General features: G+C 68.1%; 22 protein-coding genes. 11 read left to right on the forward strand and 11 right to left on the reverse strand.

What is annotated here, in order from left to right; all coding sequences use genetic code 11:
- Positions 1-76: 76 nt before the first annotated feature.
- Genes AB4120_RS11870 through AB4120_RS11885 form a run of 4 tightly spaced genes read right to left on the reverse strand, consistent with a single transcriptional unit; the run spans position 77 to position 4676 of the window.
- On the reverse strand, positions 77-787 hold the full coding sequence (locus tag AB4120_RS11870; protein ID WP_441642279.1) for an energy transducer TonB family protein: 711 nt from the start codon (positions 785-787) through the stop codon (positions 77-79).
- A gap of 10 nt (positions 788-797) precedes the next feature.
- Positions 798-1208, reverse strand: a complete 411-nt coding sequence (locus AB4120_RS11875; RefSeq protein WP_149138895.1) for an ExbD/TolR family protein — start codon at positions 1206-1208, stop codon at positions 798-800.
- 15 nt (positions 1209-1223) lie between these two features.
- The gene (locus AB4120_RS11880) at positions 1224-3002 is read right to left on the reverse strand and encodes a DUF2341 domain-containing protein (RefSeq protein WP_149138894.1); all 1779 of its coding nucleotides are present in this window, start codon (positions 3000-3002) and stop codon (positions 1224-1226) included.
- A gap of 39 nt (positions 3003-3041) precedes the next feature.
- Complete coding sequence (locus AB4120_RS11885; protein WP_149138893.1) at positions 3042-4676, reverse strand: ShlB/FhaC/HecB family hemolysin secretion/activation protein; 1635 nt, start codon at positions 4674-4676, stop codon at positions 3042-3044.
- Positions 4677-4966: 290 nt separating this feature from the next.
- Here AB4120_RS11885 and AB4120_RS11890 point away from each other — a divergent pair, with 290 nt between their 5' ends.
- The 7 genes from AB4120_RS11890 to AB4120_RS11920 all read left to right on the forward strand — a co-directional run bounded on the left by AB4120_RS11890 (position 4967) and on the right by AB4120_RS11920 (position 12548).
- Entirely contained in the window at positions 4967-5320 is a 354-nt protein-coding gene (locus tag AB4120_RS11890) for a hypothetical protein (RefSeq protein WP_441642280.1), read from the forward strand.
- Positions 5321-5609: 289 nt separating this feature from the next.
- On the forward strand, positions 5610-7490 hold the full coding sequence (locus AB4120_RS11895) for a TonB-dependent receptor plug domain-containing protein (RefSeq protein WP_441642281.1): 1881 nt from the start codon (positions 5610-5612) through the stop codon (positions 7488-7490).
- Between the two features lie 31 nt (positions 7491-7521).
- Complete coding sequence (locus AB4120_RS11900; protein ID WP_441642282.1) at positions 7522-8838, forward strand: HmuY family protein; 1317 nt, start codon at positions 7522-7524, stop codon at positions 8836-8838.
- A 28-nt stretch (positions 8839-8866) separates the two neighbouring features.
- Positions 8867-9904, forward strand: coding sequence for a hemin-degrading factor (locus AB4120_RS11905; RefSeq protein ID WP_441642283.1), 1038 nt, complete (start codon positions 8867-8869; stop codon positions 9902-9904).
- Positions 9905-9932: 28 nt separating this feature from the next.
- Positions 9933-10775 (forward strand): heme/hemin ABC transporter substrate-binding protein, encoded by an 843-nt coding sequence (locus AB4120_RS11910; RefSeq protein ID WP_149138892.1) that lies wholly within the window; start codon positions 9933-9935, stop codon positions 10773-10775.
- On the forward strand, positions 10775-11764 hold the full coding sequence (locus AB4120_RS11915) for a FecCD family ABC transporter permease (protein WP_441642284.1): 990 nt from the start codon (positions 10775-10777) through the stop codon (positions 11762-11764). The genes AB4120_RS11910 and AB4120_RS11915 overlap by 1 nt, the downstream gene beginning before the upstream one ends.
- 1 nt (position 11765) lies before the next feature.
- Positions 11766-12548 (forward strand): heme ABC transporter ATP-binding protein, encoded by a 783-nt coding sequence (locus AB4120_RS11920; protein ID WP_149138891.1) that lies wholly within the window; start codon positions 11766-11768, stop codon positions 12546-12548.
- Positions 12549-12584: 36 nt separating this feature from the next.
- Here AB4120_RS11920 and AB4120_RS11925 read toward each other — a convergent pair whose 3' ends face one another.
- Genes AB4120_RS11925 through AB4120_RS11945 form a run of 5 tightly spaced genes read right to left on the reverse strand, consistent with a single transcriptional unit; the run spans position 12585 to position 17419 of the window.
- Positions 12585-13286 (reverse strand): RraA family protein, encoded by a 702-nt coding sequence (locus AB4120_RS11925; RefSeq protein ID WP_149138890.1) that lies wholly within the window; start codon positions 13284-13286, stop codon positions 12585-12587.
- 26 nt (positions 13287-13312) lie between these two features.
- The gene (locus AB4120_RS11930) at positions 13313-14515 is read right to left on the reverse strand and encodes a pyridoxal phosphate-dependent aminotransferase (protein ID WP_149138889.1); all 1203 of its coding nucleotides are present in this window, start codon (positions 14513-14515) and stop codon (positions 13313-13315) included.
- Between the two features lie 2 nt (positions 14516-14517).
- Positions 14518-15117, reverse strand: a complete 600-nt coding sequence (locus AB4120_RS11935) for a LeuD/DmdB family oxidoreductase small subunit (RefSeq protein WP_441642285.1) — start codon at positions 15115-15117, stop codon at positions 14518-14520.
- Positions 15114-16427 carry a 3-isopropylmalate dehydratase large subunit gene (locus AB4120_RS11940; RefSeq protein WP_262389761.1) on the reverse strand — a complete coding sequence of 438 codons (1314 nt, stop codon included), beginning with the start codon at positions 16425-16427 and terminating at the stop codon, positions 15114-15116. Before AB4120_RS11940 ends, AB4120_RS11935 begins: the two co-directional genes overlap by 4 nt.
- A gap of 17 nt (positions 16428-16444) precedes the next feature.
- Positions 16445-17419 carry a Bug family tripartite tricarboxylate transporter substrate binding protein gene (locus AB4120_RS11945; protein ID WP_149138887.1) on the reverse strand — a complete coding sequence of 325 codons (975 nt, stop codon included), beginning with the start codon at positions 17417-17419 and terminating at the stop codon, positions 16445-16447.
- Between the two features lie 157 nt (positions 17420-17576).
- Here AB4120_RS11945 and AB4120_RS11950 point away from each other — a divergent pair, with 157 nt between their 5' ends.
- From AB4120_RS11950 to AB4120_RS11965, 4 genes are all read left to right on the forward strand, one after another.
- Positions 17577-18509: a LysR family transcriptional regulator gene (locus AB4120_RS11950; RefSeq protein WP_149138886.1), complete on the forward strand. Its 933-nt coding sequence runs from the start codon at positions 17577-17579 to the stop codon at positions 18507-18509.
- Between the two features lie 118 nt (positions 18510-18627).
- Positions 18628-20730: a hydantoinase/oxoprolinase family protein gene (locus AB4120_RS11955; protein ID WP_441642286.1), complete on the forward strand. Its 2103-nt coding sequence runs from the start codon at positions 18628-18630 to the stop codon at positions 20728-20730.
- Positions 20727-22352: a hydantoinase B/oxoprolinase family protein gene (locus tag AB4120_RS11960; protein WP_149138884.1), complete on the forward strand. Its 1626-nt coding sequence runs from the start codon at positions 20727-20729 to the stop codon at positions 22350-22352. Before AB4120_RS11955 ends, AB4120_RS11960 begins: the two co-directional genes overlap by 4 nt.
- Before the next feature lie 105 nt (positions 22353-22457).
- On the forward strand, positions 22458-23450 hold the full coding sequence (locus AB4120_RS11965; RefSeq protein WP_262389760.1) for a Bug family tripartite tricarboxylate transporter substrate binding protein: 993 nt from the start codon (positions 22458-22460) through the stop codon (positions 23448-23450).
- A gap of 51 nt (positions 23451-23501) precedes the next feature.
- On the opposite strand, the gene AB4120_RS11970 is transcribed toward AB4120_RS11965, so the two are convergent.
- Positions 23502-24500 carry a LysR family transcriptional regulator gene (locus tag AB4120_RS11970; protein ID WP_149138883.1) on the reverse strand — a complete coding sequence of 333 codons (999 nt, stop codon included), beginning with the start codon at positions 24498-24500 and terminating at the stop codon, positions 23502-23504.
- A 217-nt stretch (positions 24501-24717) separates the two neighbouring features.
- Positions 24718-25629 carry a LysR substrate-binding domain-containing protein gene (locus AB4120_RS11975; RefSeq protein ID WP_149138882.1) on the reverse strand — a complete coding sequence of 304 codons (912 nt, stop codon included), beginning with the start codon at positions 25627-25629 and terminating at the stop codon, positions 24718-24720.
- Between the last annotated feature and the right edge of the window lie 168 nt (positions 25630-25797).

Below are 25797 nucleotides of genomic sequence, written 5' to 3' on the forward strand. Positions count from 1 at the left end.
GTGCGCGGGTGGATGGCGGAGGGATTCATCGGTGTGTTCTGCATGATGTGTTGGGAATGGGGAGCACGCGGCATCGTCATGGCCGGCGCCCCTTGATCGACATGCGCAGCGGCGAGCGCAACGTGGCCGGGGGGCGTTCGTCGGCACGGAATTCGCGCACCATGGCGAGCACCGCTTCGTCGGTCCTCGCGTTGCCGGTGCCTTGCGTGAGCTGCACGCGCGTGACGGTGCCGTCCGCATCGAGCCAGAGATCGATGCGGATATCGTCGAAGGCCAGCTGGCGGGTGCGCGCGTCACGCGCGAACGCCTGTTGCAGCGCGTTGGACAGCCACGACGCATAGGAACGGCTGCCGAGCCCGCCCCCGCCGCCGGTCATGCCGCCGCCGCGTCCCGCGCCGATGCCGAACGCATCGGTGCCGGCCTGCGCGGCGCCGTCGATGGTGACCGGGTCGCCCAGATCCTTCGAGGGACTGGGCGGGCTGTCGTCCTTGGGGGGATCGAGCGGCTCCTGCGGCTTGGGCTCGGGCTCGCGCACCTCCGGCTTGACTTTCTCCGGTTCCGGCTCGGGCAGCTTCTCGGGCTCGGGGGGCGGCGGCGGCGGCGGTGGCAGCACCAGCGTGGGCGTGGCGGCTACCTCGCGCCTGGTGCTGGCCGTGCCGGACAACAGGTGCCAGACCACGGCCGCGAGCAGCACGAACGCCAGCGCGCCAATCAGGTGCCCGCCCCAGCGGCGCCACAGCACCGCAAAGCGCGCGCGGATATCAGGCGGGGGATCGCGACGGTTCACGCTGTCTCCCTTACGCCGGCTTGCCGGTGACGAGGCCAATCTGGTTGAGTTCGATCCGCCGCAGCAGGTCGAGCACCTCCACCACCTTCGCGTACTGCACCGCGGCATCGCCGCGCACGATCACCGGGAAATCCGGCGTCAGCGCCTTCTCGGTGCGCAGGCGCTCCTCCAGTTCCGGCAGCGACACCGGGTAGGCGTCCAGGAACACCTGGCCGGCGTTGTCGATGGTGATGGCCTTGGTCTTGGGCTTCTCCAGTGCCACCGAGGCGCTGGCCTTCGGCAGGTCCACCTTGATGCCGGGGATGCTGGCGTTGCTGGTGAGGATGAAGATCACCAGCACCACCAGCAGCACATCCACGAACGGCGTGATATTGATGCCGCCGGTGCGCTTCCTGGTGCCGAACTTGGCTGCGTGTGCCATGGTTTCGGTACCCCGTCAGGCGCTGTGCAGCGCGGCGGGCACGCGGCGGCCCTCGCCCTGCTCTTCGGCCAGGCGCGTGGCGAACTCGTCCACGAACACCGCCATGTCGGCGCCGATGGCGTCCGAGCGCGAGGCCAGCCAGTTGTAGCCGAACAGCGCCGGGATGGCGACGCCGAGACCGGCGGCGGTACACAGCAGCGCGGCGGCCATGCCCGGTGCCACCGAATTGATGTCCACGGCGCCGGCCATGGCTGCCACCACGAACACCAGCATGATGCCGATGACCGTGCCGAACAGGCCCACGTAGGGGGCGCCCTCGATGGTGGTGGAGAGCCAGTTCATGCGTTGCGCCATGCGCTCGTTCTCGCGCACCATCACGCCGTCCATCGCCGCGCGGATCGCGCTGATGGTGGCATCCGACACCGCGTTGAGGTCGTAGCCCATCTGGTGGCGGCGGTGCAGTTCCTCGGTAGCCACCTCGTACAGGCGCCACAGCGACGAGTGCGCCTTCACCTCCGCCGGCACGCGGCCAGTCTTGGCGAGGTGGTCCAGCGAGGCCGCGGAGGTATCGCGGAAATGCGCCATGAAGGTGGCGTTGGCGCGCGCGTTGGCGCCGTAGCTGCGGCCCTTGGTGATCATGATGGCCCACGAGGCGGCCATCATCAGGCCCAGCAGCGCCACCACGATCCAGGCGTCCAGCGGCATGGCCGCGAGGATGAAGCCGAAGTGGCTCTTGCCGGCCTGCTGTTCATCGGGACCGAATGCCGTCAGGCGCGATTCGGCGCCTTGTGAGACGGCGTCAGCCAGCAGCAGCGGTGCGGGGCGCGCGATCTTCGACAGGCGCAGTTCGTCGATGGCGCCGGCGAACGGCGTGCCGCCGGCCTCGGCGGTGCCTGCCTGCGGCGCGCCGATGGCGGCGGGCGTGTTCAGGGCCGGCAGTGCCAGCGGCAGCGTCGCGGCCGCGCGGCCGCCCACATAAAGCGTGACCGCCTTGCCATCCGCATTGACCGCAAGGTGCGACCACTGCCCGGCCTGCACCGGCTGGCCCGGGCGGCTGCGCTGGCCGTTGACCTGCACGAACGGCACGCCCTGGTCGATGCCGATCACCAGTTCGCTGGCGCCATCGCGGCGGGCATAGATCACCTGCTGTGCGCCGAGCTGGTCTGGGCGCACCCACGCCGAGAACGTGAACGCCGCGCCGGCCTGCAACGCCAGCGACGGCGAGGCGGGCAGCATCAGCGGCGCGGTGCCAAGCTGGGCGCCGCGCCCGATGATGGTGCCGTCCTTGGTCACCACGGCGCTCTGGCTGTTGTTGCCGTAGGCGGTGGAATCCCGCGCCGGCACGTTGGCCTCGGCGAAGTGATAGACCAGCGTGTAGTCGGGATCGAAGCTGCGCTGGCCGTTGCCCGAGGCGGGCGCCTTGGGGTTGCCGTAGTACATCCAGATCTGCTGCGGGCTGCCCGCCGAGACGGCCGGCACATCCACCCAGACCAGCGCGATGCCCAGCAATGGGTCGAACTGTTCGATCTGGTGGTTCAGCACGGTCTTGTCGTCACCGGCGACGAAGCGCAGGTCGGCACCGCTCTCGCTGACGCCCTCGAAGCTGAAGTTGCCGGTATGCAGACGCAGCAGTACCGGCGTGCGGCCGGCATCGCCGCCAATGGCGCCGCCCTGCGGGCCGGCATCGATCGTGACCGGCTTGCGATAGGCCCAGTCGGGCTGCCACCAGGCGTGCGCCAGGCCCGGCAGCAGGGTGCTCGCTAGCGCGAGCAGAAGCAAAACGATGCGTCGCATGACAAGGGTTCTCCGTAGATATATGAGGGGCGCCCGCGCTCAGTAGCTCGCGGTGACGCTGAAATTCAGGCGTGGGTCGAAGCGTTCCGTGCGGGGGCCAGCCTTGAGCGGGAAGCCCAGGTCCAGGCGGCCCGTGACCTGCTGGCCCAGGCGGAAGCTGGTGCCCAGGCCCACCGAGGCCAGCGAGAAGGTGCTCTCCTGCTCGGGCAGCGGTTCGCGCAGCCGCAGCTGGCCGCCATCGACAAAGGCGTACACGCGCCAGTCCTCGACCACGGTGGGGAAAAACGGCAGCGGCGGCGCGCGCAGTTCGAGCGAGCCGACCACGCCGTAGTCGCCGGTGGCTTCGGCCGAGAGATAGCCGCGCACCGAATTCATGCCGCCGGCCGCGATCTGCTCGCTCGACACCAGCGGGGAATCGGTGATTTGTCCCGCCACCCGCCAGGCGAGCTGGGTGTTGCCGGGGAAGCTGTAGCTGCCGGTGGTGTCGGCCTTGAGCACGGTGAAGCTCGGCGACGCCTTGTAGCGCTTGTAGTCGAACTGTTCCCAGTTGCTGCCGTAGCCGAGGAAGCTGCGCGTGCCGGATACCAGCGCGATGTTCAGGCCGTACTGGCCGCGCTCGCTCTGTGTAAAGCCCGCATAGGAGAGCGTGATGGGCGCGTACTTGAGCGGCACGCTGTCGCTCGCGGCGCCGAGGCGGGTGGTTTCCTGGTTGTCCTTGAAGTCCACGCCAAGGCTCAGCGCATGCCACCACGCGCCGGTGTCCGGCACGGTGTAGGTGCCCTTGACCCCGACCGAGTGGCCCTTGCCGAGCACGCTGGTGCCTCCCACGGTGGCGACATTGCTGTCCGACTTGTAGCCCGAGGCTTCCACGCTCCAGTTCGTGCCCCGGAACGGCGCCACGTAGGAGCCAGAGAACACCTTGGTCTGGTTCATGTCCTGCGGCGCGCCGAAGAAGCTCAGCGAGGCGCTGTGGCCCAGCTGCCAGAGGTTGTCGTGCCCCAGCGAGGCGGTGGCGCGCAGGGCCTCGGTATCGGGGCTGTAGTCGTTGTTCAGGCCGACGCTGGCGCGCCACGGGCTGCTGTCGTCCACCTTCAGGTCGACATCCATCGTGCCGGGCAGGCTGCCCTGCCGGACCAGCGGCGCCACCTGGCGCTTCGCGCCGCGATTCACGGCGGTCAGCTCCGCCTGCACCTGCGTGAAGTCGGGCACCGCGCCTTCCTTCAGCGCCGGCACCTGCTCGCGCACCTCGCGCGGCGAGTTGTACTCGGCGCCCACCACGCGCACGCGGCCCACGCGTGTCTCGCTGACCTGCAGGAACACGATGCCGCCGCTGACCTGCTGCTCGGGCAGCTCGACATAGACCGACTGGTAGCCCTTGGCCTGATAGGCCGCCGTGAGGGCGTCGCGCGCGCCCTCGATGTCCTGCATGGTGCGGTCCGGGCCCAGGAACGGCCGGACTGCCCGCTCGATCGAGCGGACGTCGAGCACGGTATTGCCGCGCACGATGTACTCGTTGACGTTGACACGCCGCGCCGTTTCCGCCGTGGCCGCGGTAGCCGCCGTAGCCACTGCGGCCTGCTGCGCGCCTGCCAGACCCGGGGTTCCCAGTCCAATGACCGCCAGCCACACCGCACTCCAGCTCGAAGGCGGGCCGTTCTTCTTCACGTCATGCATTGTTGACTCAATTGCTCTTGTTCGATTCGGTGCCGTGGCGCGCCCGCGGCCTCGACCAAGGCCCGTGATGCGGATGCATTCGGCAGCGGGAGACATGATGGAAAGCCTTCATGTCAGCGTTGCGCTCGGTTGCCTAGACGGCCGGCACGGCCGCCGACTGTCGTTTGTCACAAAAGCTTCATCGAGAAAAAAATGCTGCGCGGCCATGCGGCACGGCTGGCTATACTCGGGCGAGGCAGAGCGCCGGAACGCGGGAACGCCGGAACGCCGAAACGAACGGAGGGATCGACATGGGAATGCGGAACTGGCTGGGCGCGATGGCCGCCATCGTGGCGGGAAGCGCGGCGCCCATGACGTCGGCCTGGGCGGCGCCGTGCGTGCAGGTGGAGGTGAACGGGGAACGCGCGCCCTCGTACGACTGCCTGACCGAGAAGCTGAAGCCTGCGCGCGGCGGCCCGGCCGCCAAGGGGGAGACGGCAATGTCGTCCGAATCCATCGTGCAGCGGCCATCGAACCAGCTGGGGCTCTATAACCACGCAGCCACCAGCCACCGCATGGGGAACGGATTCGGCACCTCGGTGTATCCCCAGCGGCCAGCCCCCGCGCCGCCGGCTGCGCCGGTGGTGCCGCGCGGGCAGCCCTGACGAATCCCGATCCTGGGCGGCGCAGTCCTGCGCCAGCCCGCGCCGCCGCCGCACACTGCCCACTGCCGCTCTCCATCTCCACCCAGCCTGAATACCCTTAAATGTATCTAAACGTTTCCAAACGTATCTTCTTGTACAAATTAATACGAATCATTATCATTCGTACTTCCTTTTGCATTGACGCCCCCAACCCATGCGCCTCACACGCATTGCGCTCGTTACCAGCTCCCTGCTTTCCATGTGGCCGACGGCCCCTGCCCTGGCGGCCGATGACCAGGAATTGCCAGCTGTGGTGGTCACCGGAACCCGTTCGGAGAAGCCGATCGACGAGACGCCCATCCGTACCGAGGTGGTGGATCGGCAGGAAATCGAGCGCACGCATGCACGCACGCTGAAAGACGCGCTGGAGAACGTGCCCGGCCTGCAACTGCGGGAAATCCACGGCAAATCGGGCTACGAGGTGACGCTGCAGGGCATGACCAGCGACCAGGTGCTGGTGCTGATCGACGGCCTGCCGATCACGGCCAGCACTGGCTCCACGGTGGATGTCTCCCAATACCTGCTGACCGAGGTGGACCGCGTGGAAGTGGTCAAGGGCGCGAGTTCAGCGCAATACGGCAGTTCGGCCATGGGCGGCGTGATCAATGTCATCACGCGCCCCATCCGCAAGGGCTTTTCGGGCGCGGTGACGGCCGATGGCGGCAGCTACGGCGGCCAGAACGCCGATGGCTCGCCCGGCCTGTTGCACGGCAATGTGCGCGTGGAAGGCGGCACCGGGCAGTTCCGTGGCCGGCTCTCCGCCGATGCCCTGGACAACAAGGGCTTCGCAGTGGATCCCGATGGCTGGACCCGCCATGGCGACGCCGTGCGCCGCCAGCAGTACGCGGGCCGGCTGGAGTGGCTGCCCACGCAGGCCGGCAGCTTCTGGTTCGACGCCAGCGCCTATCGGGAGACCGACGAGCAGCGCTACCAGTACTACGCCCCGCCCAACTACGTGCCGCAGCGCAAGACCGAGGACATCGACCGCAACCGCTATACCTATGGCGGGCAATGGCGCTTCGACAACGGCGTGCGGGCCCGGCTGGCGGGCGTGGCCGAGACCTACGACACCACCACGCGCGAGTTCTCCAACAGCTTCCAGACCGCCACGCGCAACAGTTCGCAGCGCACCGACCATGTGTCGACGCAGTTCGACCTGCCAGCCTGGTATTCGCAACTCTGGCAGTTCGGCGCCGACTTCCACCGCGAGCGGCTGGACCAGACCGTCAACGGCGCCTCCGAGCTGACCGGGAATGCCGAGCGCCGCGCCGGCGAGCTCTACTTCCAGAACGACATCCTGTTCAGCGAGACCTGGGAGATGGTCGTCGGCCTGCGCGGCCAGCAGGATTCTGACTTCGGCAGCCATTTCGCCCCCAAGGTGGGCGTGCGCGGCAACCTGCTCGCCACCGAGAACTGGAAGGGCGTGCTGCGCGCCAACTATGGCCAGGGCTATCGCGTGCCGAACCTCAAGGAGCGGCACTACCTGTTCGACCACAGCTCGCTCGGCTACATGGTGCTGGGCAACCCGGACCTGAAGCCCGAGTCGTCGCACAGCTTCCAGCTCGGCGGCCAGCTGAGCTGGCGCGACCGTGTGACGGTGGATGCCAACCTGTTCTACAACCGCGTCTCGGACCTGATCCAGACCGACATGGCCAACTTCACCGTGGTCAATGGCATTGCCACCTACACCTACCGCAACGTGGCGCGGGCGCGCACGCAGGGCGCGGAAACCTCACTGCGCTGGCGCGCCACCGGGGCGCTGGGCCTGACCGCGGCCTACACCTTCACCGACGCGGAAGACCTCGACACCGGCGCGCCGCTGACCCGCCGTCCGCGCCATATGGGCCGCCTCGGCGCGGACTGGCGCGTGCTGCCCTCCACGGAGATCACCGCGCGGGCGCGCTTCCAGAGCAGCGAAGTGGCGGATTCCACCACCGGTGCGCGCTCGCCGGGCTGGGGCACGCTCGATCTGGTCGTCAACCAGCGCATCGGCCGCAATGCCACCGTCTTCGCCGGCGTGAACAACCTGTTCGGCCGCCAGCGCGATTTTTCAAATGCCAGTGATTTCGGGCCCGTGGCGGGGCGCTTTGTCTATCTGGGCGCGCGATTCAACGTCGACGTCGCCCGCTGATTCCAACCAGCAACCAGGGGAGCGAACCACCATGAAACACACCCAACCCATCACTCGCCGCGCGCTGGGCGCGCTCAGTCTCGTCGCGCTGGCCACGACGCTGGCCGCCTGCGGCGGCGGTGGCGACGACGGCACTGCCACCACGCCCCCCACCAGCGGCGGTGGCACGGTTACGCCGCCGACCACCACACCGTCCACGTCGAGCTTCACGCAGACGGCCGAATGGACGTTCACGCTGCCGGCCGCCGGCACGTCGCTGTGCTACGACTTCAACACCAAGGCCGAAGTGGCCGGCTGCACCGGCACCGGCTGGGACCTGAAGGTCACCAGCAGCGGGCTCACCGGCACGCTCTGGAGCAATAGCGGCACCAGCGGCACCGGCGGCGGTGGCGTGTTCGGCAGCCCCCTGGCCAACACCTGGGCTGACCTGTCCACCTGGAAGAACGCCACCATCGACCCGGTCAACGGCACGCTGCCCGCCGCCGTGTTCCTGAAAGACGCCGCTGCCGGCGTGTTCGCGAACAGCAACGCGATCAGCTCGGCGGCCTTCGAGTACGGCGTGGCCAGCGCCACCGACCACCTGCTCTACCCCACCTATCGCACCTTCATCATCACCAGCAACAGCGCCAGCGCCGACACCACGGGCACCGTGGGAGCGCCGGTCTTCGCGCTGCAGGTCACCGGCTACTACGGCGGCTCGGGCGGCACCACATCGGGCTATCCGTCGTTCCGCTGGATCGACCGCAGCGCGCCGGGCGTGGTGCGCACGGCCCAGGTCAATGCCTCGACGGACTGGGTCTACTACGACCTGGCGGCGGGTGCCATCAGCACGGCCAGCGGCACGTGGCATATCGCGTTCAACCGCTATAACGTGAAGCTGAATGGCGGCCAGTCCGGCAGCGGCACCGTGGCGGGCTTCCTGGGCAAGACGCCGGCGGGCTTCTATGACGGCACCGGTGCGCCGGTTGCGTCGAAGTTCACCGATGCGTCGAACCTCACGGCCACGCTGGCCGACCTGACCGCCCCGGACCTGACGCTGCCCACAGCCGCCAACCAGTGGATCAAGGACGCCAACGCTTCGGCCCTGAACCCGAAGTACACCGGCACCTACCCGAACGCGCTGAACTACGGGTGGTTCTCGTACTTCCCGACCGCTGCCGCGTCGGCCGCGAATGGCCTGCCCGCGGTGGCGCACCTGATCGCCGCCAATCCGCAAGGCGCCGTCATGCTGCGCGGTGGCGAGGGTTCCACCTACGCCCGCTTCCACCTGACCAAGATCCAGTACGCGGATCCGAACGTCAACAGCAGCGCGCAGACGTGGACCATCAATTTCGACGTGCAGCCCTGATACCCGACCCCCAAAGAACCCGAACCCTATGGCACACGATAGTCTTGAAGCCCTGCGCCAGCGCCACGACGCGCTGGTGGCAGCCACCCCCGACCTGCGCATCCGCGAACGCGCCAGCCGCCTTGGCGCGACCGAGGCCGAGCTGGTGGCCGCCGGCTGCGGCGTGACCTCGCGCCAGCTGGGCGGCGCCGCGCAGGCGCTGTTCCGCGACCTCGGCACCCTCGGGTCGGTCATGGCGCTGTCCCGCAACGACGCCGCCGTGCACGAGCGGCATGGCCACTACGAGAACATCCAGGCCGATGATGGCCCGGTCGGCATCGTGCTCGGGCCGGACATCGACCTGCGCATGTTCTTCAGCGCGTGGCAGTACTTCTACGCAGTGACCGAGAGCGGCCGGGACAGCATCCAGTTCTTCGACAAGGCCGGCGAGGCGGTGCACAAGGTCTACCGCACCGCCCAGACCGACGCGGCGGCCTGGCAGGCGTACATCGACCGGCATGCCCTGCCGGCGGCGACGCCGGTGGTAGTGGCGCCGTTTGCGGCGTCCACCGAGGCCGCCCAGCCCGCTGACCCCGAAGCGCTGCGCACCGACTGGCGCGGCCTGAAGGACACGCACGACTTCTTCAGCATGCTGCGCCAGCACCAGGTCTCGCGCATCGGCGCGCTGCGTAACGCCGGCCAGGACCTGGCGCAGCAGGTGGCTGACGGCGCGGTGGAAACGGTGCTGCAGCGGGCGGCGGAGACGGGGCTGTCGATCATGTGCTTTGTCGCCAATCGCGGCATCGTGCAGATCCACACCGGGCCGGTGCAGCGGCTGGTCCGGACCGGCCCGTGGTTCAACGTGCTGGACCCGGCGTTCAACCTGCACCTGAACACCACGGCGGTGACGTCAAGCTGGGTGGTCAACAAGCCTACGGTCGATGGCTGGGTCACGTCGCTCGAGCTGTATGGCGCAGCGGGCGAGCTGATCGTCCAGTTCTTCGGCGAGCGCAAGCCCGGCAAGCCGGAGCTGCCGGCGTGGCGCGCCCTGCTGCAGTCCTTGTGCCCGACGGCGCTGGCGGCGTAAGCCGTCTTTTCAGGAAGGAGCTTTCATCATGACTTTGCTGCGCCAGGCGCTGCTTTCGCTGCTGTGCGCAGCCGGCATGACCCACGCGGCGCCGCCGGCCCGCGTGGTCGGGCTGGGCGGCGCCATTACCGAGATTGTCTATGCGCTCGACGCCGGCGGCACCATGGTCGGCGCCGATTCGTCGAGCATCTACCCGCCCGAGGCGCTCAAGCTGCCCAAGGTGGGCTACTACCGCACGTTCTCGGTGGAAGGCGTTGCCAGCCTGAAGCCGAACCTCGTGCTGGCGTCGGACCAGAGCGGCCCGACGCAGGCCTTCGAGCAATTGCAGCGCCTGGGCAGCAAGGTGGTGGTGCTGCCCTCCGCGCCCACGCTGGCGGCGCTGGACCAGCGCATCCTCGGCGTGGCCGCCGCGCTGGACATGCAGGCCCGCGGCACCGCCCTGGTCGATCGGCTGCATGCCGAACTGCGCGAGATCAAGCCGCCGGCACAGCGTCTGCGCGTGCTGATGGTGAGCAGCCATACCGGCAAGATGCAGGCCGCCGGCGAGGACACCGCCGCCGACGCGATGCTGGCGCTGGCCGGCGCGACCAACGTGCTGGCCGGCCAGACCGGCTACAAACCCTTCTCGGCCGAGGCGGCCGCCGCCCTCAAACCCGATGTCATCGTCACCACGACGATGTCCGTCAGTGCCAGCGGCGGCGTGGACAAGTTCCTGGCGCAGCCCGGCCTGAACGCCACGCCGGCCGCGCGGCAGAAACGCGTGATCGTCATGGATGACCTGCTGCTGCTCGGCTTCGGTCCGCGCCTGCCGGACGCGCTGCGCCAGTTGCAGGCCGGCTTCGCGGCCCGCCCGGTGGCCGCCACACGCTGATGCCGCGCCCACCACTGGCCGTGTTCACGGCCCTCTGCGCCGTGCTGGTGGTCTCCGCGCTATGGGCGTCCGCCAGCGGCGCGCTGTCGATCCCGCACGGCAGGCTGCTGCCGCTGCTGTGGTCCGGCGCCACCGACGGCGACGACCTCATCTGGCGCAATGTGCTGATCGAGGTGCGGCTGCCCCGCATTGTCCTGGCGGTCACCGCGGGCGCCGCGCTGGCGCTCTCCGGCGCCGTGATGCAGGCGCTGTTCCGCAACCCGCTGGCGGAGCCGGGCCTGATCGGCATTTCGCTGGGCGGCGCCGCCGGTGCGGTGGCGGCCATCGTGCTGGGGGCGGAAGGGCTGTTCGGCATCGCGCCGGCCGCTTTCGGCGGCAGCCTGATCGCCACCGCGCTGGCCTATCGCCTGGGCACGCTGCGGCCCGGCGTGGCCAGCCTGCTGCTGGCGGGCGTGGCCATCAACGCCATCTGCGCCAGCATCGTCGGCTTCTTCACCTATCAGGCCAGCGATGTGCAGCTGCGCAACCTCACCTTCTGGAACATGGGCAGTCTGGCCGGCGCCACGTGGAGCATGCTGGCCTGGCTGGTACCGCTGGTGGTGGTGATCTGCGCGCTGATGCTGCGTGACTGGCGCGCGATGAACGCGCTGCTGCTGGGCGAGCGCGAGGCGCAGCACCTCGGCTTCGACCTCGCGCGCCTGCGCCGGCGCCTGATTGTGCTGACCGCCCTGCTGGTGGGCCCCCTCGTCGCCGTGACCGGCACCATCACCTTCGTCGGGCTGGTGGTGCCGCACCTGATCCGCCTGCCGTTGGGCGCCGATCACCGCTGGCTGCTGCCGAATACGCTGGCCGGCGGCGCGATCGCCCTCACGCTGGCCGACTGGCTGGCGCGGACGGTGGTGATTCCCGCCGAACTGCCGATCGGCATCGTCACGAGCCTTGTGGGCGGCCCCTTCCTGTTATGGATGCTGACGCGCCGGAGCGCCTGACATGCTGACTGCACGCAACCTGCAATGCAGCCGTGGCCGCCGCCGCGTGCTGGATGCCATCGATATCGACCTGCCTGCCGGGGAAGTGCTCGGCGTGCTGGGCGCCAACGGCGCCGGCAAGAGCACGCTGCTCGGCACGCTGGCCGGCGAACTGAGCCCCGAGCCGGGTCTGCTCCTCAATGGCCGGGAGATGAGGGCGTGGTCGGTGGCGTCGCTTGCGCGTTGCCGCGCCGTGCTGCCGCAATCGCCGGGGCTCGGCTTCGACCTGCCCGCGCGTGACGTGGTGGCGATGGGTGCCTACCCGTTCCCTGAACTCGCGCCGCGCGCGCTCGCCACGCTGATCGACCGCGCGCTGGAGATTGCGGACGTGCGCGCGCTGGGGCCGCGCGCCTACCAGAGCCTGTCCGGCGGCGAACAGCAGCGCGTGCAGTTCGCCCGAACGCTGGTGCAGGTGCTGGCCTGCCGGGCGGCTGACGAGTACCGGGTGCTGTTCCTCGACGAACCCACGTCGAGCCTGGACCCGCGCCACCAGTTGCTGCTGCTCCAGGCCGTGCGAACGCTGAGCCGCACCGATGGCCTTGCGGTGCTGGTCGTGCTCCACGACGTCAACCTCGCCGCGCGCTGGTGCGACCGCCTGCTGTTGCTGGCCGATGGCCGCACCGTTGCACTGGGCGCACCGGCGGACGTGCTGTCGCCAGCCCATCTGGCCACGGTGTACGGCATGGACGCCACCGTCATCGACTCCCCGGTGCATCCGGGCACGCCGATGGTGGTGTTCGGCTGAGCGCTGCGCGCAGCCGGGGCCGCAGCCGGGGGCCGGTCAGATCGGCAGGCCCTTCTCGCGCAGCACCGCGTCGAACCGTTCCGGGTCCGCCGTGCCCAGCCGGTTCGTTTCGCGAATCCTGGCCTCGCGCTCCAGGTGCAGGCGCGTGCGGCGCAGGACATCGGCAGCTTCGGCCACCGGCACCGCAATCACCCCATCGGCATCGCCGACAATCAGGTCGCCGGGCAGGACGGCCATGCCGGCGCACGAGACCGGCACGTTGATCTCGCCGGGACCATCCTTGCTCGGGCCGCGATGGGTATGCCCCCTCGCAAAAATCGGCATGCCGTCCTCGGCCCACTCCAGCAGGTCGCGGATCGCCCCGTCGATCACCAGCCCGCCGAGCCGCTTGGCCACACAGGTGGTGCGCATCAGCCCACCGACGAGGGCCTGCGTGACGTCGGCGCCGCCGTCGATGACAAGCACGTCGCCGGGCTGCACCATCATCAGCGCCTTGTGGATCATCAGGTTGTCACCGGGCCGGACGCGCACGGTCACGGCTGGCCCGCAGAGCACGGTTTCCAGCCGCGCGTGATACTGCCGCAAGCCGTACGTGCCGACGTTGCGGCTCATGGCATCGCCAATCGCCGCCACGGGCATCTCGCGGAACGCGTCGACAATGGCTTTCGCAGGCCCTTCGGCGCGCGGGTTGATGCGATAGCCGGCCGGCCACTGCACCGGTTGGGTGGTATCGGTCATGTCAGGACTCCCTTGTCAGCGGTGATTCAGCGCAGTTGCTCGCAGGCCGTGCGCAGGCGCGCCAGGCCGGCTTCGAGCCGCTGCATCGACGTGGCGAACGAGATGCGGAAGAACGGCGACACGCCATAGGCGCCGCCCTGCAACACCGCGAGATTCTGGGCATCGAGCAGGTACATCACGAAATCCTCGTCGGTCTCGATCCGCTTGCCATCGGGCGTGGTCTTGCCCAGCAAAGCCGCGCACGAGGGAAACACGTAGAACGCGCCTTCGGGCGCATGGCAGGTGATGCCCGGCATGGTGTTCAGCGCGCTCACCACGGCGTCCCGGCGCGACTGGAACACCCGGCTGCGTTCGGCGATGAAGTCCTGCGGCCCGGTCAGTGCTTCCAGCGCTGCCGCCTGGCTGATCGATGACGGATTCGACGTGCTTTGCGACTGCAGCTTGACCATCGTCTTGACCAGCGCCGCCGGCGCGCCGCCGTAGCCAATGCGCCACCCGGTCATGGCATAGGCCTTCGATACGCCGTTGATGGTCAGCGTGCGTTCCTTGAGCGCCGGCTCCACCTGCGCAATCGTCGCGAACTCGCGGCCATCGTAGAGGATGTGCTCGTAGATATCGTCCGTCATCACCCAGACGTGCGGATGCCGCAGCAGCACCTCGGCCAGGCCTTTCAGCTCCGCGTAGGAATAGGTGGCGCCGCTCGGGTTGTTCGGCGCATTCAGCACCAGCCAGCGCGTGCGCGGCGTGATGGCCGCCTCAAGCTGGGCGGGCGTAAGCTTGAACGCGTTCTCGGGCAGGCAGTTGACGAAGACCGGCTTGCCTTCGGCCAGCAGCACGATGTCCGGATAGGAGACCCAGTACGGCGCCGGCACGATGACTTCATCGCCGGCCTGCACGGTGCACATGAAGGCGTTGAAGATGATCTGCTTGCCACCCGTGCCGACGATCAGCTCGTTGGGCGCGTAGTCGAGCCTGTTGTCGCGGCGGAACTTGTCGGCAATGGCCGCGCGCAACTCCGGCGTGCCGCCGACATCGGTGTACTTGGTCTGCGACGCCGACATGGCGCGCGTGGCGGCCTCGCAGACGTTCTGCGGGGTATCGAAGTCCGGCTCGCCGGAAGTCAGTCCGATGATGTCGCGGCCAGCGGCGCGCAACTCCCGGGCGCGCTGGCCCGCCATGGAACTGGGCGACGGCTTGATGCGGTTCAGGCGTTCAGCAATGAGAGGCATGATCAGAGCGGTTGAGAAGTGATGGCAGTTACAGGCCGGGACGGCTTGAGGAACTGGCGGTGCTGCCGCAGATACGGCACCAGCCCGCCAGCTTCGCGGATGGTCAGGACCACATCGGGCACCGGCTCGCACACGATCACGTGCGCGGCATCGGCGCCGACGTGCAACGTCGCCTGCGCGCCGGCAAGCCGCAGCGACAGCGGCGCGCCTTCGGGCACGGCGTCGGTGTCGGTACCGGTACCGGTATTGGCGGTAATCAGCAGCAGGCCGTTGTTCACGGCATTGCGCCAGTAGGTGCGGGCAAAGCTCTTCGCCACGACCACGCGAATGCCGGCAGCCAGCACCACGGTGACGGCCACCTCCATGGCCGAGCCACAGCCGAAGTTGTGCCCGGCGACGAGGATGTCGCCATCGCGGACGCTGCCCGCGAATTCCGGGTCGAGGTCTTCCAGCAGGAAGTGCCGCAGCATGTGCGGATCGACACTGTGCTTCTTGCGGCTGGAGGCGATGATGTAGTCGGTGTTGATATCGTCCCCCAGACGGCGGGCGCGGCCTTTGATGACAAGGGAACGGGAATCGGCTGCGGGTAACGGCGAATTCATGACGTGACGACGGAGTCTCGGGGGTCCGCCAGATGGCCACTCGCTGCGGCGGTGGCGCACGCAAGCGGCGAGGCGAGGAAGATCTGCGCATGGCGATTGCCCATGCGCCCCTTGAAATTGCGGTTGGCGGTCGAGATCACGCGTTGGCCGTCGCCGGGAATGCTGCCGCAGGTGCCGCAGCAACTGCCGCACCCGGGCGGCTGCAACTCGGCGCCGAGGGCCACGAACTCGGCCAGCATGCCGTTGCGCTCCATCTCGGCCCGCACCGGTTCGGAAGCCGGCGTGACGATCAGCCGCACGCCGGGCGCCACGCCGCCGCGTGCGCGCAGCACCGCCAGCGCCTCGCGGTAGTCCTTCACGCGGCCACCGGTACAGGTACCCAGGTAGACGATGTCGATCCTGGTGTCGCCGGCGTCGGCCAGATCGACCACGTTGTCCACGCGATGCGGCAGCGCCACCTGCGGTGCAACCGCCGACAGGTCGAAGCTCAGGGTGTCGACATAGCTGGCATCGGCGTCGGCCGAGACCGGCATGTAGCGGTCGGGGCCGACGGACGCGTTGGCCGAAAGCCAATCCGCCGTGCATGCGTCGAATGGAAACAGTCCGGCCTTGGCGCCCATTTCCACAGACATGTTGGCGAGCACGATGCGGTCGTCCATATCTAGCGCCGCCACGCCGGGGCCGGCGAACTCCAACGCCAGATAGTTGGCCCCGCCCACGCCCAGCTGCCGGGCCATGGTCAGGGCGACATCCTTCGCCGAGGCGTAGGCCGGCAGCGCGCCCGTCAGCCAGATGCGCAGCGTGCCGGGCACCTTCAGCCAGAGTTGGCCGCACTGGAGGATGCCGGCGAGATCGGACGAGCCAATGCCCGTGCCAAACGCGTTAAGCGCGCCATAGCTGACGGCATGGGAATCGGCACCGACCACCAGCTGGCCCGGCAGCACACGGCCGCGTTCGAGCATCAGTTGATGGCCGATGCCCTCGCCCACCTCGAACACGCACAGGCCGTGCGCCCGGGCGTAACTGCGCGCCCGGTCCTGCAGCCGCAGCGCCTGCTCGCCCGACGGGGCACCGTAATGGTCCAGCGCGAATACCAGCCGCTCCGGGAAGGCTGGCGGCGGCAGGTTACCCTCGGGCTGCATGTCGCGGAAGTAGTCGAGCGCCATCGGGATCGACCCATCCGTGCCCATGGCACCATGGGGCGCGCAGATCGCCAGGTCGTCGGCATACACCGCTTCGCCCGCGGCGCCCGACAGCAACTTCTCGGCAAGGGTCTGGCCACGCGTGGCGGCCGGCTGGAGAGACATCATGACTATCAGGGCGTGGCTCAGTTGAGCTTGATCTGGGCGCTACTGATGACCTTGCCCCACTTGTCGTGCTCGGCCTGGATCAGGCGCCCGAAGTCCTCGGGCGAGCCGCCGACCGGTTCCACGCCCAGATTCAGGAGCTTTGCCTTGACGTCATCGGACTTCAGGATCGCATCGATCGCACGGTTGAGCTTGAGCACGATCGCGCGCGGCGTGGCGGCCGGCGCCACCACCCCACTCCACGAGAGCGATTCGTAGCCCTTGACGCCTGCCTCGTCGAGCGTGGGTACATTGGGCAGGCCAGGCAGGCGCTTGCGGCTGGTCACGGCCAGCGCCTTGAGCTTGCCTTGCTGCACGAAGCCGATGGACGACGGCGCGTTGTCGAACAGCATCGTGACATTGCCGCCGAGCAGATCGGTCAGCGCTGCCGAACTGCCCTTGTAGGGCACGTGCAGCATGCTCACGCCGGTCATCGACTTGAACAGTTCGCCGGACAGGTGCGTGGAGCTGCCGGGGCCGGACGACGCGAAGCTCAGCGCGCCGGGGCGCGTCTTGGCCAGTTGCACGAGGTCCGCCACGTTGGTGGCCGGCATGCCCGGCGACACCACCAGGATGTTGGCGTTCTGCGTGGCGTAGCTCACGGGCACGAAGTCCTTGGCCGCGTTGTAGTTGAGCTTGCCGTACAGGTGGTCGTTGATCGACAGGATGCCCGTGGCCCCCATCAGCAGCGTGTAGCCGTCAGCGGGAGACTTGGCCACCAGCTCGGCACCGATATTGCCGCTGGCGCCGGCGCGGTTGTCCACTACGAACGGCTGCTTGAACTGCTCCTGCAGCTTCTCGGCGAGGATGCGCGCCACCACGTCGGTGGAGCCCCCGGCCGCGAACGGCACGACGATGCGGACCGCCTTGTCGGGGTAGGAGTCTTCCGGGCCGGCAAGGGCCAGCGTGGGCAAACAGGCAAGCAGGACTGCGGCGCGACCAAACAGGTTCTTCATGGGGGGATCCTGGGCAGAGGGGGTAGGGTTTTGCTTGGCCACGTATGCAGCCCCGTGGTTGCGAACACAGTCTAGAGAGGGCCATTACCGTGGACAATCGACTTTTTTGCGCCCACTATTACCAAATTCTGATAAATCGCCGCCCCGCCCCCGCCTGATGCGTCACAACGTCACCCTCAAGCAGTTCCGCTGTTTCCTGGCCGTGGCCGAGACCGGCTCGTTCACCGCAGCGGCGTTGCGGCTGCACATCACCCAGTCCGCACTGACCGCGACGATCCAGCAATTGGAGGAGGTGCTGGGCCTCCGGCTGTTCGACCGCACCACCCGCCGGGTGACGCTGACCGGCCATGCGGAGCGCTTCCGGCCCGAGGCGGAACGGCTCGTCAACGGTATCGACGGTGCCGTCTCGGACCTCGTGGCGCTGGCCCAGGGCGAGCGTGGTCATATCCGCATCGGCGCGGCGTCGTCCGCCATCAGCCAGTTCCTGGTGCCGGCGCTGCCGCGCTTTCGCGACGCGTATCCGGGCATCACCGTCTCCCTGCGCAACCCCGCCGCGCAGCAGACCGAGCGCCTGGTACTGGAGGGGGAAGTCGACTTCGCCATCGACAGCAAGTATCGCGGTGCGGAGGAACTCGACTACACCCCGCTGGTAGGCGACTGCTATGGCGCGGTCTGCCACCGTGATTCGCCACTGGCCACCCTTGATCGCCCGATCGACTGGACCGACCTGCCCACGGGCGGCTATATCGGCTTCAGCGCGGACACTGGCATCGGCCACTTCCTGCGCACGCACGCGGCCCACTGGTCCATGCTGCAAGGCGAGCACGATGAGGTGGAAAGCACCACCTACCTCTTCGCCATGCTTGCGCGCGGCAACTACTACTCGGTGCTGCCGGCGCTGGCGTACCAGCGCAACGAGTTTCCGGAACTCGTGTTCCGCGAACTGCACGGCCCGCGCCTGTCACGCGAGCTTTGTGTCATCACCCGGCCGCTGCGCTCGCTGGCGCCCAGCGCGCAACGTCTGCTGGCCCTGCTGACCGATACGCTGACCGAGATGCCCATGCCGCCGGGGGTGACGCTGCTGGCCTGACGGTAGTCGGCAAGCGATATATCGTCACGACTGATCAATCGATCTTTATTTTTCATTGGTCATCATCAATCGGTATTCCTATCATCGTCTGACGATTTCATGACGACGGGAGTGCCTTGTGACGACGTGGGCAATTGGCATCGATATTGGCGGCACCTTTACGGATGTCGTCGCACTGGACTACGGCGCGGGCAGGCTCGTCAGCCTGAAGGTCCTTACCACCCACGGTGACCCGGCGCAGGGCGTGGCCGATGGCGTCAGCCGGCTGATGCACACCCGCAACATCAACCCACGGCGGGTCACCCGCGTGGTCCACGCCACCACGCTGTTCACCAATGCGTTGATTGAACGCCGTGGCAGCACCACCGGCTTGCTGACGACCTTGGGTTTCCGGGACGTGCTGGAGATTGGCCACGAGCGCAAGTACGACCTGTATGACCTGACGATCGAGCCAGCGCCGGCCCTGGTGCCGCGCCGGCTGCGCGCCGAGATTCGCGGACGCATGGATGCACAAGGCCACGAGATCGAGGCGCCGGACGCCGGGGAGGTCCGCGCGGTAGTGGGGCGGCTGGTCGAGCAAGGCGTCGATTCACTTGCCGTGTGCCTGCTGCACGCCTACGGCACGCCGGCGCACGAGCGGCTGGTGCGCGACTGGATCGAGCGTGATTTCCCTGGCCTGCACGTCACCTTGTCTTCCGATGTGGCGCCCGTCATCCGCGAGTTCGAGCGCAATTCCACCACCGTCGCCAATGCCTATATCAAGCCGCTGGCCACGCGCTACCTCGACGCGCTCGAAGGTCGCCTGCAGGCGCTGGGTCTGCACGCTGGCGTGCTGATGATGCTGTCCAACGGCGGCCTGGCGCATATCGGCGAGGCCAAGCGCAATCCGATCGAGCTGCTCGAGTCTGGCCCCGCGGCCGGCGCGATCTCGGCGGCCCATTACAGCCTGCGCGATGCACAGCCAGACCTGCTGGCCTTCGACATGGGCGGCACCACGGCCAAGCTGTGCCTGGTGGAGGATGGCAAGCCGGCCATCACCTTCGGCTTCGAAGCGGCTCGGCGCAAACGTTTTGCCGAAGGCAGCGGCCTGCCAATCCGCATTACCACCATCGACCTGATCGAGATCGGCGCCGGTGGCGGCAGCATTGCGCACCAGGACGCCCTGGGCCTGCTGAAAGTGGGGCCGCAGAGCGCCGGCTCCGAGCCGGGGCCGGCCTGCTACGGGCTGGGCGGCACCGATCCGACCGTGACGGATGCCAATCTCGTGCTCGGCTACCTCAATCCCGATTACTTCGCGGGCGGCACGATGGCCATCAGCGTGGACCGCGCCGCCGAAGCGCTTGGCCGTGCGGGCGAGCGGCTGGCGCGTGACGTCACCGGCGTGGCCTGGGGCATCCATGACATCGTTGCCGAGAACATGGCCGGCGCCGCGCGCGTGCACGTGGCCGAGCGCGGGCGCGATCCGCGCGGCTTCGTGCTGCTGTGCACCGGCGGCGGGGGGCCATTGCATGCGTACTACGTTGCCCAGAAGATTGGTGTGCGGACCATCCTGTGTCCGCCCGCCGCTGGCGTGGCGTCTGCATACGGCCTGCTGGTGTCACCGGCACGCGCCGACCGCTCGCGCACGGTAAGCGTGCGGCCCGCCACGGATGCGCTCGACCGGCTGGAAGCCGCCTTTGCCGAACTGGAATCGCAATCGCGCGAGGCGCTGGCACCACTGGACGATAGCTTCGGCCCGATACAGCTGGTGCGTCACGCCGATGGCCGCTTCGCCGGGCAAGGCTTCAACCTGTCGGTGCGCCTGCCCGATGGCCCCTACATCGGCAAGCAGCCGGCGGAGGTGGTGCGCGCCGCCCTGATCGCCGCGTTCGAGTCCGGCTATCGCGAGAAATTTGGCCGCACCCCGCCCGATGTGCCCGTGGAACTGGTGACCTTGCGCGTGACGGGCGAGGCGCCGCCACGGCAGGCTTTCGTGGCCGAAACCCTGCCTGAAGGCGTGGGCGCCGCCCCCGGCAGCCGGCGCAAGGTCTATTTCAGGGAGGCCGATGGCTACCTCGACACGCCGGTCTTCGACCGCGCCACACTGCCAGCGGGATTCCGCGCGCAGGGGCCGCTGCTGATCGAGGATGCCGGCTCCACGCTGGTCGTGGGACCGAAGGGCCGCGTCACGCAGGGCGCGAGCGGCAATCTCGTCATCGAACTGGAGGAGCACGCAGCATGACCCGCCACCCCATGCCCGGCGCGGCTTCCGCCGCCGACCCCATCTTCCTGGAAGTGTTCTGGACGCGCGTGCGCGCGGTGGTGAACGAAGCCGCCAAGCTCATCGTGCGCACCTCCTTCTCCACCCTCTCCACCGAGGCCAACGACTTCGCGGTGGTGGTCACCGATTCGGCGGGGCGCGCGCTGGCAGAGAACAGCGGCAGCATTCCCTCGTTCATCGGCACGCTGCCACGCACCGTGCGCGCCGCCATCGCGCAGATCGGCGCGGACAACATGCGGCCCGGCGACATCTTCATCACCAACAACCCGTGGATCGGCACGGGGCACCTCAACGACGTGTGCCTGGTCAAGCCGATGTTCCATGGCGAGCGCCTGGTGGGTTTCGCCGCGACAGCGGGTCACGTGCCCGACATCGGCGGCAAGATCCGTTCGGTGGATGCGCGCGAGCTGTTCGAGGAGGGCTTCCACATCCCGATGATGCCGCTCATGCGCGAGGGGCAAGTGGACGACACGCTGCTGCAGCTGATCCGCACCAATGTGCGCACGCCCGAGCAGACCGTGGGCGATATCTGGTCGCAGGTGGGCGCGGTGGAGCTGATTGCGGCGCGCCTCCATGACATCCTGGCCGAGTACGCCCTGCCCGGCATCGACGATCTGGCGCAGGCCCTGTTCGAGCGCAGCGAAGCTGCAATGCGCCACGCGATTGCGCAACTGCCAGCGGGGGAATATCGCTACACCATGCAGACCGATGGCTTTGGCGAGCGCTTCACCTATGCCGTCACGGCGCGCATCGGCCATGGCGAGATCGAGTGCGATTTCGCGGGCACGTCGCCGCAACAGCCGCGCGGCATCAACTGCGTGCTGGCCTATACCAGCGCGATGACGGCCTATGCCATCAAATGCCTGCTGCTGCCCGACCTGCCGAACAACGACGGGCTGTTCCGCCCGATCCGCGCCGTGGCGCCGGAAGGCTCGCTGCTCAATCCGCGCTCGCCCGCGCCGGTAGGCGGCCGCGCATGTACGGGCCACTACGTGCCCACCGTCATCTTCGGCGCCATGCAGCAGGTGCTGCCCGAACGCGTGATGGCCGGCGCCGGCTCGCCACTGTGGATTGCCAACCTCAGCGGCACCCGCGAGGATGGCCGCCCCTTTGCCACGGTGCTCTTCTATAACGGCGGCCTTGGCGCCACGGCCGGCAAGGATGGCGCATCCGTCATGTCCTGGCCCAGCAATATCTCGCCGACGCCGGTAGAAGTGGCCGAACGGGACGCGCCGCTGTTCTTTCGCTACAAGGCGCTGCGCCCGGGGACGGGTGGAGCCGGCCGGCAGCGCGGCGGGCTGGGTGAAGAGGTGTGCTTCGTCAGCCGTCACCCAACGCCCCTGTCGATTGTCTTCCTGACGGAACGGCTGATTGTGCCGGCGCCAGGTTTCGCCGGTGGCGAGGCCGGCGCCTGCGGCGAAGTGCTGATCAACGGGCGGGCCGTGGATGCACGCCAGCCGCAGACGCTGCAGCCCGGTGACGAAGTGATCCTGCGCACCCCGGGCGGTGGTGGCTTCGGCCCGGCCACCGAACGGGACATCCAGCGCATCGCGTACGATCGGGAACAGGGCTACGCCACCTGAATCGGCACGCATCATGCATGCGGAGGAGACAAGAGCCGGCACCCGAAGGTGCCTTTGCCACACAACATCCGGGCGGACCCACGCCGCACCGGTGGAGAGGTAGTCATGCATTGCATCTTCAAGACGCTGTCCCTGCCCGTCGCGCTGTTGTTGCTGACGCCCCTGGCCCACGCGGCCGATGCCACGCCCGCGGAGATCGCCGCGTATCCCAGCAAGCCGGTTCGCATCATCGTGCCGTATCCGGCGGGCGGCTCCACCGACGTACTCGCGCGCGTGCTCGGCCAGAAGATCGGCGAGGAAATGGGCCAGCCGGTGGTGGTGGAGAACCGCCCCGGCGCCAGCGGCAATATCGGCGCGAGCTATGTCGCCAAGTCGCCGGCGGACGGGTACACGCTGTTCCTCGGCACCTCCACCGCGCTGGCCGCCAACCCCGGCCTGTACAAGACGCTGCCCTACGATCCGCAGAAAGATTTCGCGCCGATCATCCTGGCCACCACGCTTGCCAGCCTGGTCGTCGTCAATCCATCTGTGCCAGTCAAGACCATGCAGGAGCTGGGCGCCTACCTGAAGGCGCATCCGGGCACGAGCTACGCGTCGTCCGGCAACGGCACGCCGGCCCACCTCGGCGGCGAGCTATACAAGAGGATGGCGGGCGTGCAGATGAACCATGTGCCCTACAAGGGCGGTGCGCCGGCGCTGACGGACCTGATCGGTGGGCAGACTTCGCTGATGTTTGCGATCCTGCCAGAGGCGATGCCGTTCGTGAAGGAAGGCAAGCTGCGCGCCCTGGCGGTGACCACGGCCAAGCCCACGCCCAACGCCCCGCAGTTGCAGACGGTGGCTGAGGCCGGCGTGCCGGGCTATGAACTGATCGGCTGGTACGCATTCCTGGCGCCACGCGCCACGCCACAACCCATCGTCGCCCGGCTGAACAAGGCGTTCGACGAGGCACTGCAGGACAAGGCCGTGCGCGAGCGGCTGACCAGCCTCGGCTTCGATGTCGCCGGCGGCCCGCCGGAGCGCCTGGCCAGCACGATTCGCAGCGAGACGAAGAAGTGGAAGCAGGTCATCGACGAGGCGCACATCAGCCTCGACTGACGGTTGCTGCGCCGGAAGGGCTGGGGCGGCGCGGGCGCGGGGCCGGCCGCTTCAGCCCGCATTCCGGCGCGTGGTGTGTCGCGTGGTGTGACGCTCGGGGCGGCGCGGTGCTGGTTCCTCGCCGATGATCGACACCCCATCGGGCAACGCCTGCGCACGGATGGTGTCCATGATGACGTCCAGCATGCGCTGCGAACTGGGCGACAGCGAGCGTAGCCGCCGCGTGATCAGGCAGATCTCGCGGGATAGCACCGGCGTGGCCAGTTCGCGATAGGTCAGGTCGGTGAAGCCCGCCGCCTTGGCCGCCAGGGCCGGGATGATCGAAAACCGCCCGCCTTCGTTGAGCACTGCGAACAGGGATGTTGTGCTCGAAATCTCGTCGTGTTCCCCGCCGAAGACCGGCCAGTGTCCCGCGTTCTCGTGCAGGAACGTGCCGATGCCCGTGTCGGCCGTGAAGGCGACGAAACCTTCCGGATCAAGATCCGCCCACCGCAAGGGCCCCGAACGCCGGGCAAGCGGATGGTCCGCACGGCAGACCACGCCATAGCGGTCTTCCAGCAACGGCACGTAGGAAAGCTCGTCGATGCCCTTGTGGCGGCTGGTGATGGCAAAGTCGAGTTCACCATCCATCACCATCTGTTCGACCTGCTCCGCGCCGGCATCACGCAGCGTGAACGTGACGCCCGGATACTGCTGGCGGAACTTGCCCACGGCCGTGACCAGGAACTGGTAGATCACCGACGCCGCTGCTGCGATGCGGATATGCCCCTTCTGGCTTTCCGCGAACGATTGCAGGTCGGAGATGGCGCTGTCGAAATCCCGAAGGATCCGATCGGCCTCGGCCTTGAAACGGACCGCCTCCTGCGTCATCACCACGCGCCGCGTATTGCGGTCGAACAACTTGAGCCCGACCGATTCCTCGAACTGCTGGATGGTCGCGGTCAGCGCCGACTGCGTGACAAACAGGCGCGCCGCCGCCGTGGTGAACGATCCGGCATTGGCCACCTCGACAAACGAGCGCAGGTGACGCAGGGAGATATTGCGATTCATGGGGCGTGCGACGTGCCAGCGTTGGGAGGGATGCCTGCCAGCATATATTCGATGCGGTGAATGATCAACGATGACTGATCGCGGTTGGCGAAAAGCCACGCGCCGCTCATCCAACGCTGGCCGGCATCGCCGCTTGAGGATGCGGTTTGACAAGGATCTTGCAGAACGGCTGCGGACTTTGCCGCCGCCGGGACGGTCTCGCGCAAGCCGCGTGCGACTAACCGCGGTCGAAGGCGGTCACCTTGGGCAGCACCACGGCCAGGTAGTCCACCATCGTGCGCACCGCCGGCAGCAGGCCGATACGGTAGGGAATCAGGGCGGTGATGCGCGCGTCGGCGGCGATCCATTGCGGCAAGATCTGCCGCAACGCCCCGGCCTTCAGTTCCGTCTGGCAGATGTATCCGGGCAACGCCGCGATGCCGATATTTGCGCAGGCGGCTTCCTTCAGTGAAATCAGGCTGTTGCTCTGGAATCTCGGATCGATCGGCACCGTTACGGTGCGCTTGTCTGGGCCCTGCAAATGCCATTGCAACGGCCCCTTGCTGACCATGCCGATGAGCGAATGGCTCATCAGGTCTTCCGGCTCTGCCGGCACGGACATCCGCTCAAGGTATTCCGGCCCCGCGAACAGGTACCACGGCGCCTTGGCCAGCGGATGCTGGATCAGGTTCGAGTCCTGCAGTTGGCCCGTATGACCGCGAATCGCAAGGTCGAAGCCCTCCCCCACGATATCCACCAGCCTGTCCGTGGCAGTCTCCACGATCTTGACCTTGGGATTCTCGGACAGAAAGGTGGGCAGCACGTGCCGCAGCGCAAACTGCGCGATCTCGGCGGCGGTGGTCACGCGGATCACGCCGCTGGGTTCCGCCAGCCGCTGGCGCATCGCCTCCTCGGCCACCTCCGCGCTGCGCAGCAGGTTCATCGCGTACTGGTAGAACTCCTGGCCCACCTCGGTCATGGCGAACTGCCGCGAGGTGCGGTTAATGAGGCGCACGCCCAGCGACGCCTCCAGTTCCTTGACCCGATGGCTCAGCGTCGACTTCGGCAGGCGCAGCACCTCGCCGGCCGAGGTGAAGCCACCACGGTCAACGACCTGCACGAAGAAATAGACATCCTTCAGATCCAGCATTGCATGGGGGCGCGCAGTCCGCTGTCGCGATGGCAACGGCTGTCATGTCAGTATGGTATCGAGCTCCGATCATACTGCACGGCGCGCCGGGTGGCATCCGGGCAAACCTTGGTACGCCGATCGTTCGGTTTTGCCGAACCTTGCGTACACGATCTGACCGCTGCCCAA

The sequence above is a fragment of the Cupriavidus sp. 2KB_3 genome (genome assembly GCF_052115685.1).
Classification (GTDB): Bacteria; Pseudomonadota; Gammaproteobacteria; order Burkholderiales; family Burkholderiaceae; genus Cupriavidus; species Cupriavidus campinensis.

Bases quoted from the DNA above. Each gene is read 5' to 3' on its own strand.
- AB4120_RS11905 (WP_441642283.1), top strand. From the start codon at position 8,867: ATGGCACACGATAGTCTTGAAGCCCTGCGCCAGCGCCACGACGCGCTG.
- AB4120_RS11925 (WP_149138890.1), bottom strand. From the start codon at position 13,286: ATGACCGATACCACCCAACCGGTGCAGTGGCCGGCCGGCTATCGCATC.
- AB4120_RS11890 (WP_441642280.1), top strand. From the start codon at position 4,967: ATGGGAATGCGGAACTGGCTGGGCGCGATGGCCGCCATCGTGGCGGGA.
- AB4120_RS11930 (WP_149138889.1), bottom strand. From the start codon at position 14,515: ATGCCTCTCATTGCTGAACGCCTGAACCGCATCAAGCCGTCGCCCAGT.
- AB4120_RS11960 (WP_149138884.1), top strand. From the start codon at position 20,727: ATGACCCGCCACCCCATGCCCGGCGCGGCTTCCGCCGCCGACCCCATC.
- AB4120_RS11945 (WP_149138887.1), bottom strand. From the start codon at position 17,419: ATGAAGAACCTGTTTGGTCGCGCCGCAGTCCTGCTTGCCTGTTTGCCC.
- AB4120_RS11875 (WP_149138895.1), bottom strand. From the start codon at position 1,208: ATGGCACACGCAGCCAAGTTCGGCACCAGGAAGCGCACCGGCGGCATC.
- AB4120_RS11920 (WP_149138891.1), top strand. From the start codon at position 11,766: ATGCTGACTGCACGCAACCTGCAATGCAGCCGTGGCCGCCGCCGCGTG.
- AB4120_RS11935 (WP_441642285.1), bottom strand. From the start codon at position 15,117: ATGAATTCGCCGTTACCCGCAGCCGATTCCCGTTCCCTTGTCATCAAA.
- AB4120_RS11965 (WP_262389760.1), top strand. From the start codon at position 22,458: ATGCATTGCATCTTCAAGACGCTGTCCCTGCCCGTCGCGCTGTTGTTG.
- AB4120_RS11910 (WP_149138892.1), top strand. From the start codon at position 9,933: ATGACTTTGCTGCGCCAGGCGCTGCTTTCGCTGCTGTGCGCAGCCGGC.
- AB4120_RS11975 (WP_149138882.1), bottom strand. From the start codon at position 25,629: ATGCTGGATCTGAAGGATGTCTATTTCTTCGTGCAGGTCGTTGACCGT.
- AB4120_RS11885 (WP_149138893.1), bottom strand. From the start codon at position 4,676: ATGCATGACGTGAAGAAGAACGGCCCGCCTTCGAGCTGGAGTGCGGTG.
- AB4120_RS11880 (WP_149138894.1), bottom strand. From the start codon at position 3,002: ATGCGACGCATCGTTTTGCTTCTGCTCGCGCTAGCGAGCACCCTGCTG.
- AB4120_RS11970 (WP_149138883.1), bottom strand. From the start codon at position 24,500: ATGAATCGCAATATCTCCCTGCGTCACCTGCGCTCGTTTGTCGAGGTG.
- AB4120_RS11900 (WP_441642282.1), top strand. From the start codon at position 7,522: ATGAAACACACCCAACCCATCACTCGCCGCGCGCTGGGCGCGCTCAGT.
- AB4120_RS11915 (WP_441642284.1), top strand. From the start codon at position 10,775: ATGCCGCGCCCACCACTGGCCGTGTTCACGGCCCTCTGCGCCGTGCTG.
- AB4120_RS11950 (WP_149138886.1), top strand. From the start codon at position 17,577: ATGCGTCACAACGTCACCCTCAAGCAGTTCCGCTGTTTCCTGGCCGTG.
- AB4120_RS11940 (WP_262389761.1), bottom strand. From the start codon at position 16,427: ATGATGTCTCTCCAGCCGGCCGCCACGCGTGGCCAGACCCTTGCCGAG.